9 protein-coding genes are annotated in these 8394 nt (G+C 67.9%); 3 read left to right on the forward strand and 6 right to left on the reverse strand.

The window, feature by feature from the left end:
• Nucleotides 1–663, forward strand: a 663-nt coding sequence (locus ACFR9S_RS05570; protein WP_379818245.1) for an HAD-IC family P-type ATPase, incomplete at its 5' end; no start/stop codon positions are given.
• A gap of 44 nt (nt 664–707) precedes the next feature.
• On the opposite strand, the gene ACFR9S_RS05575 is transcribed toward ACFR9S_RS05570, so the two are convergent.
• From ACFR9S_RS05575 to ubaA, 3 genes are all read right to left on the reverse strand, one after another.
• Nucleotides 708–1028, reverse strand: coding sequence for an antibiotic biosynthesis monooxygenase family protein (locus ACFR9S_RS05575; protein ID WP_379732013.1), 321 nt, complete (start codon nt 1026–1028; stop codon nt 708–710).
• 139 nt (nt 1029–1167) lie between these two features.
• Nucleotides 1168–2133, reverse strand: coding sequence for a transcription initiation factor IIB (locus tag ACFR9S_RS05580; RefSeq protein ID WP_379732012.1), 966 nt, complete (start codon nt 2131–2133; stop codon nt 1168–1170).
• 240 nt (nt 2134–2373) lie between these two features.
• Entirely contained in the window at nt 2374–3189 is an 816-nt protein-coding gene (ubaA, locus tag ACFR9S_RS05585; RefSeq protein ID WP_379732011.1) for an SAMP-activating enzyme E1, read from the reverse strand.
• On the opposite strand from ubaA, the gene ACFR9S_RS05590 reads away from it, so the two are divergent.
• On the forward strand, nt 3188–3412 hold the full coding sequence (locus tag ACFR9S_RS05590; RefSeq protein WP_379732015.1) for a hypothetical protein: 225 nt from the start codon (nt 3188–3190) through the stop codon (nt 3410–3412). The genes ubaA and ACFR9S_RS05590 overlap by 2 nt on opposite strands.
• A 47-nt stretch (nt 3413–3459) precedes the next feature.
• On the forward strand, nt 3460–4464 hold the full coding sequence (locus tag ACFR9S_RS05595; RefSeq protein ID WP_379818246.1) for an NADP-dependent oxidoreductase: 1005 nt from the start codon (nt 3460–3462) through the stop codon (nt 4462–4464).
• A 249-nt stretch (nt 4465–4713) separates the two neighbouring features.
• Here ACFR9S_RS05595 and ACFR9S_RS05600 read toward each other — a convergent pair whose 3' ends face one another.
• From ACFR9S_RS05600 to argS, 3 genes are all read right to left on the reverse strand, one after another.
• A complete protein-coding gene (locus tag ACFR9S_RS05600) occupies nt 4714–5304 on the reverse strand; it encodes a 50S ribosomal protein L15e (RefSeq protein WP_379731748.1) in 591 nt (196 codons plus the stop codon).
• A gap of 219 nt (nt 5305–5523) precedes the next feature.
• Entirely contained in the window at nt 5524–6774 is a 1251-nt protein-coding gene (gene prf1 / locus ACFR9S_RS05605) for a peptide chain release factor aRF-1 (protein ID WP_379731747.1), read from the reverse strand.
• Nucleotides 6775–6902: 128 nt separating this feature from the next.
• Nucleotides 6903–8394 (reverse strand): arginine--tRNA ligase (gene argS / locus ACFR9S_RS05610; RefSeq protein ID WP_379818247.1); only part of this gene is annotated, 1492 nt, incomplete at its 5' end.

Raw genomic sequence — 8394 nt, forward strand, 5'->3', positions numbered from 1 at the left:
GCGGAGACGATGGAACGGCTCGAAGGGGAGGGGAAGACCGCGATGCTGGTCGCCTACGAGGGCGATCTCGTGGGTGTCGTCGCCGACGCCGACACCGTGAAGGAGAGCGCGAAGTCGGCGGTGAGCCAGCTCCGCGAGCGCGGCCTCGACGTGATGCTGCTCACCGGCGACAACGAGCGGACCGCCCGCGCGGTCGCCGAGCAGGTCGGCATCGACCCCGAGAACGTCCGCGCGGAGGTGCTGCCCGAGGACAAGTCCGACGCGGTCGAAGCGATTCAGGAGCAGGGCCGGCAGGCGATGATGGTCGGCGACGGCGTCAACGACGCCCCCGCGCTCGCGGTCGCCTACGTCGGGACCGCGATCGGCTCGGGGACCGACGTGGCGATCGAGGCCGCCGACGTGACGCTGATGCGCGACGACCCCGTGGACGTGGTGAAGGCGATCCGCATCTCGGACGCGACGCTGCAGAAGATCAAGCAGAACCTCGTCTGGGCGCTCGGCTACAACACGGCGATGATCCCGCTGGCCTCGCTGGGGCTGCTCCAGCCGGTGCTCGCCGCGGGCGCGATGGCGATCTCGAGCGTGTCGGTGCTGACGAACAGCCTGCTGTTCCGGCGGTACGACCCCGACGAGGATTACGAACTGCTCGGCGGGCTTCGATAGACGGCGACGCCCCGACGTTTCTGCGTCCGTCGACGACCGACCGTCTACGCGGGCGGGTCGGCGTCGTCGCCGAACCCACTTCCGTACGATTCGACGACCTCCGTGACGGTGACCTCGTAGGCGTCGTACCACTCCGTCCACCGCTGTTTCGCTCGTTCGTGAACGGACGCCGCGCCGAACGACTCGAGCGCGTCCAGTGACTCCCAGTAGTACGCGACGAGCACCTCCTCGCTCTCGGGGTCGTGCCACGTCCGCTTCCCGCGATACCCCTCCGTCTCCTCGGCGGTCGCCTGTATCGCGTCGTTCAGTTCGTGGAACTCCTCGTCGTACTCACCCGGGTCGAGGCGGAACGTGACGAGATACACTACCACCGTACTCGCGCTCCCGCGAGAAAGGTACTTTCCTCTGGGGCCGAACGTCGCGGAAACCGCCCGCAAAAAGCCGCAAAATCACCGATTATCGCCGTCGGCCGTCCAGTTCGACGTCGTCGAGTCGGTCAGTCACTCAGGCCGCGCTGGCGGTCGGTCCGGTCTCCGCGGCCTGCAGCAGCTCCTGGTAGCGGTTCCGGATCGTGACTTCGCTCATGTCCGTCGCCGCGCTGACCTCGCTCTGGGTGAGCGCGTTGTTGGTCAGCACGCCCGCGGCGTAGATCGCGGCCGCCGCCAGCCCCACGGGCGACTTGCCCGAGTGGACGTTCTGGCGCTTGGCGGTCTCGAGCAGCTCGCGGGCGCGGCGCTCGGTCTCGTCGTCGAGGTCGAGGTCGCTGGCGAACCGCGGGAGGTACTCAAGCGGGTCCGCGGGCTGGACCTCGAGCTTCAGCTCCCGCACGATGTAGCGGTAGGCGCGCTTGAACGTCGCCTGATCGACGCGGGAGACGGCGCTCATCTCGTCGAGGCTGCGGGGGACGTTCCCCATCCGGGCCGCGGCGTGGAGGCTCGCGGTCGCGATCCCCTCGATCGAGCGGCCGGGCAGCAGGTCCTGATCGAGCGCCTGTCGGTAGATCACCGACGCGGTCTCGCGGACGTTCTCCGGCAGCCCGAGCGCGGAGGCCATGCGGTCGATCTCGCCGAGGGCCTGCTTGAGGTTGCGCTCCTTGTGGTCGCGGGTGCGGAACCGCTCGTTCCACGTCCGCAGGCGCTGCATCTTCTCGCGCTGGCTGGCCGAGAGCTGGTTGCCGTAGGCGTCCTTGTTCTGCCAGCCGATGTTGGTCGACAGGCCGTCGTCGTGCATCATCTTCGTCGTCGGGGCGCCGACGCGGGACTTACTGTCCTTCTCGCCGGCGTCGAACGCACGCCACTCGGGCCCGCGGTCGATGGCGTCTTCGTCGACGACGAGGCCACAGTCCGCACAGACGGTCTCGGCCTGTGACTCGTCGGTCTCGAGGTTGCCACCGCACTCGGGGCAGTGGTGCTCCTGCTCGTTCTCTGCCCGCTCGGTCTCGGTTTCGCGGTGGGTCGTGTTGGTGCTCATTGGATTGGAACCGAAGTGATACCCGGCTCGGTGCCGGGCTGTCTTCACTCTAGGGTAGGAGAGAAAAGTATATAAATCTTTCGCCAACCTCGATACGGCTTCTCACGCTGCTACCGTTCGATTTCGGCGTGTAGAATCGATACAGCCCGATCGATAGCTTCTTAGGTGGTATAACCTTGGGTAAGTCTCACACGGACGCCACGCTGGGCCGGGGTTTTGCCTGGGAAGGAGGGGGAAGGATCAGTCGCCGGCGATCTGACAGCCGCCGTCGTAGTCGACGCCCGAGAGGGAGTCGATCCCCTCGTCGCCACAGACCGGACAGTCGGGGTTCTCGCGGTACGGGACGGTCTCGAAGCTGAGCTCCCGGGCGTCGTAGAACAGCAGCCGGCCCGAGAGCGCGTCGCCGAGGCCGAGCAACACCTTCACCGCCTCGGTGGCCTGCAGGCAGCCGACGGTGCCGGGCAGCACCCCCAGCACGCCCGTCGTCGCACAGTCCGGCACGGTGCCCGGCTCCGGCGGCTCGGGGAACAGACAGCGGTAGCACGGCCCGTCGGGGGTGAGCGTGGTGACCTGCCCCTCGAACTTGTAGATCGCGCCGTGACAGAGCGGGACGCCCTCGATCGAACAGGCGTCGTTGAGCATGTACCGCGTCGGGAAGTTGTCGGTGCAGTCGACGACCACGTCGTAGTCGGCGACGAGCTCCCGGGCCTCGTCGGGGGCGATCCGGCGCTCCATCGCCTCCACCTCCACGTCGGGGTTGAGTTCGGCGACGAACTCCGCGGCGCTCTCGGCTTTGGGCCGCCCCACGTCGGCGTCGCGGTGGATGATCTGGCGCTGGAGGTTCGAGCGCTCCACCACGTCGTCGTCGACGATGCCGAGGTGGCCCACGCCCGCGGCCGCGAGGTACTGGATCACCGGCGCGCCGAGGCCGCCGGCGCCGACGACCAGCGCGCTACCTTCGAGCAGACGTTTCTGCCCCTCCGGCCCCACGTCGTCGAGGATGATGTGTCGGGAGTAGCGGTCGAGCTGGGTAGCGTCGAGCGAGAGATCGGTCATGAAGCCGTGTTCGGGTCCGACGAGGGTTAAGCGTACGGTCGGTGGCGAACCCTGCTCGCGACTCCGCGGCCGAGATCACGCGCTCGCGGTCGTCTGGTTCCCGCAGGTCTCCATCGTCGGCGTCACTGGGCCGGAGGCGCGCTGGGCGGGCTACCTGCTGAACCTCGCGGGCGTCTACGTCATAACCCACTGGCTCTACCGCGACGTGGGCTGTGCGATTTAGCGTGTCGGCGTCGTAGCCCCCTTCCCGCCGGCGCCCCATCTCCCTGTATGGTTACGACAGAGCGGTACTTCCTCGCGGAGCGACCCGACGGCGTGCCGGACGACGAGACGTTCGACCTGCGGACGATCGACCTCGGGGACCCCGCCGCCGGCGAGGTGCTGGTGAAGATCCGCTACCTCTCGGTCGACCCGTACATGCGCGGCCGGATGGACGCCGGCGAGTCCTACGCCGAGCCGTGGGAAGTCGACGAGCCGCTGGAGGGCGGCGCGGTCGGCGAAGTCGTCGACGAGGCGGGGACGGAGTTCGAGCCCGGCGACACCGTCGTCGGCAACATGTCCTGGTCCGAGTACCACCTCGCGGACGCCGACGGCCTCCAGCGGATCGAGACGGGCGCGCTCCCGGTGTCGACCGCGCTGGGCGTGCTGGGCATGCCGGGCCGGACGGCGTACTTCGGCACGCGCGAGGTGCTCGAACCCCGCGCCGGCGACACGGTGGTCGTCAGCGCCGCCGCGGGCGCGGTGGGATCGGTCGTCGGCCAGCTCGCGAAGCTGCAGGGCGCCCGCGTCGTCGGCTTCGCGGGCAGCGACGAGAAGTGCGAGGTGGTCGAGGAGGAGTTCGGCTTCGACGCCTGCATCAACTACAAAGCGACCGACGACTACATTGAGGCGCTTAGCGAGGCCGCGCCGGAGGGCGTCGACGGCTACTTCGACAACGTCGGCGGCCCGATTACGGACGCGGTGTTCACGCAGCTAAACGTCGACGCCCGCGTGGCGGTCTGTGGCCAGATCGCGCTGTACAACGCCGAGGAGATGCCCACCGGCCCGCGGAAGCTGGGGAAGCTGATCGAGACCCGCGCCCGCGTGCAGGGGCTGCTCGTCGGCGACTTCGCGCCGCGGTTCGAGGAGGCGACCGCGGACTTGGCGGAGTGGGTCGCCGCCGGCGAGATCGAGTACCGCGAGACGGTCACGGAGGGGCTGGAGAACGCCCCCGACGCCTTCTTGGGGCTGTTCGAGGGCGAGAACATCGGGAAGCAGGTGGTCCGAGTCGAGTAAGGTCGGCACGGTGGTTTCGTCGTTGAGGAGGCAACGACAGCTGCGAACAGCACCGCGGAGCGAGCATGTCCACTTGTGACCGCACCGCTCCGCACAGCCCTCATACCTCCCCAGCCGACTCGTTCGCTCCTTTCAGTCGCTCACTCGTCCCTCGCGCTCGGTCGGCGCACGGAGGCGCCGACGCTTCGCGCCACCGCACAGCAGCAGCTACTCGGTCTGCATCGAAAGAAAACGGACCGGTGATTGCTGTTACTTTCCGCCGCGGTCGCCCGACGCGACGCTCGGTCGGACCTTCTCGGCACCCTTGCCCCGGGTGCGCAGGCCGCGGTTGGACTTGCCGGCGTTGGTGAGGCCGCGGAACGCGCGGCCGGTCTGGGAGTCGTCGCAGATCCAGTTGAGGTCGTCGTCGTTCTGGATCGCGGCGTGTTCGGGGTCCACGAGGATCGCCTCGAACCACTTCTGGGAGCCGTCCTCACCGACCCAGTAGGAGTTCAGCACCCGGAGGTTCGGGTACTTGCGCGTCGCGCGCTCCTCGGCGATCCGCTGGATCGAGGTCCGGCGGCCGAGGCGGTTAACGCCCTGTCGCTTCGAGCGGCGCCCGGCCTTGTGTCGGCGCTTGCGCGCGCCGCCCTTGCGGACGGCGATGCGGACGACGACGATGCCCTGCTTGGCCTTGTAGCCCAGTTCGCGGGCCTTGTCCAGCCGGGTCGGGCGCTCGATGCGCTCGATGGCGCCCTGCTCGCGCCACTCCTGTTTTCGCTGCCACTGCAGCTCGGCGAGCTTGCCGTCGCCGGGCTGCTTCCACGCGTCCTTGATGTGGGAGTAGAAACTTCGTGCCATGGTTCTCTGCGGGCGCTTGCGATTCAGTCGGTGGAGACGCGTCGCGTCTCGGCCGACCACATTTCGTCCCGAGCTATCGGGTGCCCGCTGGCGTCCCGTCGACCAGCGAGTTAGCCGTGAGTATTCGGGATTCGGTGGTAAGGGTTTCGAAGCGCCCCGGATTCCGCGCCCACGCCCGGACACACGGAAACCGGAGGACGACCGACGCCGAAAAACCGTTTAGACGCCCGTCTCGTACCGCAGGATCCCCGCGATCCCGCCGAAGGCGTTGAGCAACTGTTCGCCCTTCTCGAAGTCGGTGCTGATGAACTTCGTCTCGGTCCCGCGCTGGTCGGCGATCTCCATCAGGTGCTCGACCGCGTCCTCCCGTTCCTGCACCTCGGCGACCTCGCCGCACTCCGAGCACTCGTGGTCGGCCGTGTTGTGCCGGCGCTCGACGGTCTCGTACTCAGTGTGGCCGTTGGGACACTCGTACACCACCACGTCCTCGGTGAGGTCCTCCGAGAGCAGCAGGCGGTCGACCGACCCCATCACGAGGTTCTCCCGTGTCGGCTCGAGCCCGTAGGTGGCCTCGCCGCCGGTGTGGAGGTTCTCGAAGAACTCCTCCATCTGCTCTTTGTCCTCGACGAGCTCCTGATCGGCCAGCGCCTCCTGCCCGGCGTCGACGAGGTCGTACAGCCCGGACTCGTCGGTGTAGGCGATGTCGAACTTCCCGAGCACCTTGTCCTGCAGCTCGTGGTGGAGGTAGTCGCCGTCGAGGAACTCGTCTTTCGTCGGCGACGGGCCGCCGACGAGGATCCCGTCGAGTTCGTGCCGTTTGGGCACCATCAGGTCGTCGGCCATCTCCGCGACCTCCTGGTAGAAGTTGTCGATGGCCTCCAGCCGCAGTCGGGCGAACCGCTGGGCTGACTGGCCACCTTTGCGCTGCTTCCCCGGCACCAGCGAGGAGGCGGACTTCACCGGCTCGACGCGCTTGCCCTTGAGCCAGCCGACGTTGGCCTCCCGCCGGTCGAGCACGATCAGGCCGAACAGGCCGGAGTCGGCCATCATGTGCTCCAGCGGCTCGATCAGGAAGTCCGAGTCGCAGTGGTAGCGGAACGACTCGACGGGGTCCGGCGGCGACTCCAGCGTCCGGGTGATCATCTCGGTCTGCCCGCCGCCGGAGTCGATCGCGCCCGAGAAGATCACCATCCCGTTCTCCGGCGGGTAGGTGTCGTAGTAACGCAGGCGGTCCTTGATCGACGTGAGGGCGTCCTGCACGTTCGTCCGGGTCTGCTTGGACTTGATGTTGGCCGCCTCGGAGTGCTCCTGAGTGACGTGGGCGACCACGTCGGAGATCTGCCGGTCCTCGGGGATGTAGATGGTGACGAGCTGCGTTCCTGATCCCTCGTACTCCTCTAACTCTTCGAGGACCTTGCGGAACTCGTACTTCCGCCTGTCCTCGCTTGTCTCTTCGGCGTCGGTACTCATTAGTTCAGGATAGGCGCTATCGCGTGTAAGTACCTGTTGACTGGTCCATTCGCCGCACGCGCCCGGCGACGCCGACGGACAGGGATGATCCTGCGAAAAGACGGTCGGCTGCCTCTATCGGCCCGGAGCTACATCGACTCCGGCGCGGCGACGCCGAGCACGTCGAGCGCGTTCCCGACGGTGTGTGCCGCCGCAGCCACGAGCGCCAGCCGCGCGTCCCGCAGTTCCTCACTCTCCGCTTCGAGCACCGGACACTCCCGATAGAACGCGTTGAACCGCTCGGCGAACGTCCGGGTGTAGGTGGCGACGCGGTGGGGTTCGAGGTCCTCGGCTGCCCCCTCGACCACCGCGGGGAAGCGGGCGATCGTCCGGAGGAGGTCGCGCTCCTCGGGCGTCTCCAGCAGGTCGCCGTCCACTTCGCTGGGCACCGACTCGCCGTCGAGGATTCCGCGACAGCGGGCGTGGACGTACTGGACGTACGGCGCCGACTGCGCCTCGAAGTCGAGCGCGCGGTCCCACTCGAAGGTGATCGCCTTGCTGGGCTGCTTGGCGACGATGTCGTAGCGAACGGCGCCGATCCCGACCTGTCGGGCGATCCGATCCACGTCCTCCTCGGTGAGTTCGTCCTCGCGGATGCGGTCGTCCATGCGGTCCTCGACCTCCTCGCGGGCGCGGGCGACGGCCTCGTCCAGCAGGTCGTCGAGATCGACCCCTGTCCCCTCGCGGGTGCTCATCCCCTCGCCGCCGGGGAGGTTCACCCACGAGTAGAACTGCTGGTCGAGCTGGTCGGTGTCGTGACCCAGTAGCTGGAGCGTCTCGTTCAGCTGCTCGAACGTGAGCTTGTGGTCCTCGCCGATCACCGTCACCGCGCGGTCGTAGTTGTCGAACTTCCACTCGTGGTGGGCGATGTCCCGCGTCGTGTACAGCGTCGTCCCGTCCGAGCGGAGGAACACGAAGTTCTTCTCGATGCCGTGCTCGGAGAGGTCCAGTTGCCACGCCTCCTCCTCGTAGACGGCCTCGTCCAGCGCCTGCAGGCGGTCGACCACGTCGTCGGTGGCGCCGGAACGCATGAACCGCGTCTCCTTGACGAACTCGTCGAACTCCGCGGGGAGCCGCGAGAGCGTCTGGGTCATCCCGTCGAGCACCGTGTCGACCACCTCGCTCACGCGCTCGTACGTCTCCTCGTCGCCCGCCTCGAGTCCCTGCATGATCGACTCGATCTCCTCCTCGGCGGTCGCGGTGGCGGCCTCGTCGGCCTCCTCGAGGTAGCTGTTCCCCTTGCGGTAGTAGCGAACGAGGTCGTAGTCGGGCTTCTCGCGTTCCGGCTCCGGAAGTTCGTCCTCGTCGAACGTCTCGTAGGCCCACGTGAACAGCGCCATCTGCCGGCCGGCGTCGTTGACGTAGTAGTGCCGCTCCACGTCGTAGCCGGCGTAGTCGAGCGCGTTGGCGATCGCGTCGCCGATGATGGGGTTGCGCGCGCGACCGACGTGGACCGGGCCGGTCGGGTTCGCGGAGGTGTGTTCGACGACGACCGACTCGCCCGTCGGCGGGCGCTGGCCGTACGCTTCGTCGCCGGCGGCGGCGAGCGTGTCCTCGTAGTACGACTGGTCCGGCGCGAAG

The sequence above is a fragment of the Halolamina salina genome, assembly GCF_042678005.1.
Classification (GTDB): domain Archaea; phylum Halobacteriota; class Halobacteria; order Halobacteriales; family Haloferacaceae; genus Halolamina; species Halolamina salina.

Excerpts from the sequence above, each read along its gene's own strand:
- ubaA (WP_379732011.1), bottom strand. The coding sequence starts at position 3,189 with ATGACCGATCTCTCGCTCGACGCTACCCAGCTCGACCGCTACTCCCGA.
- ACFR9S_RS05580 (WP_379732012.1), bottom strand. The coding sequence starts at position 2,133 with ATGAGCACCAACACGACCCACCGCGAAACCGAGACCGAGCGGGCAGAG.
- ACFR9S_RS05595 (WP_379818246.1), top strand. The coding sequence starts at position 3,460 with ATGGTTACGACAGAGCGGTACTTCCTCGCGGAGCGACCCGACGGCGTG.
- prf1 (WP_379731747.1), bottom strand. The coding sequence starts at position 6,774 with ATGAGTACCGACGCCGAAGAGACAAGCGAGGACAGGCGGAAGTACGAG.
- ACFR9S_RS05600 (WP_379731748.1), bottom strand. The coding sequence starts at position 5,304 with ATGGCACGAAGTTTCTACTCCCACATCAAGGACGCGTGGAAGCAGCCC.
- ACFR9S_RS05590 (WP_379732015.1), top strand. The coding sequence starts at position 3,188 with ATGAAGCCGTGTTCGGGTCCGACGAGGGTTAAGCGTACGGTCGGTGGC.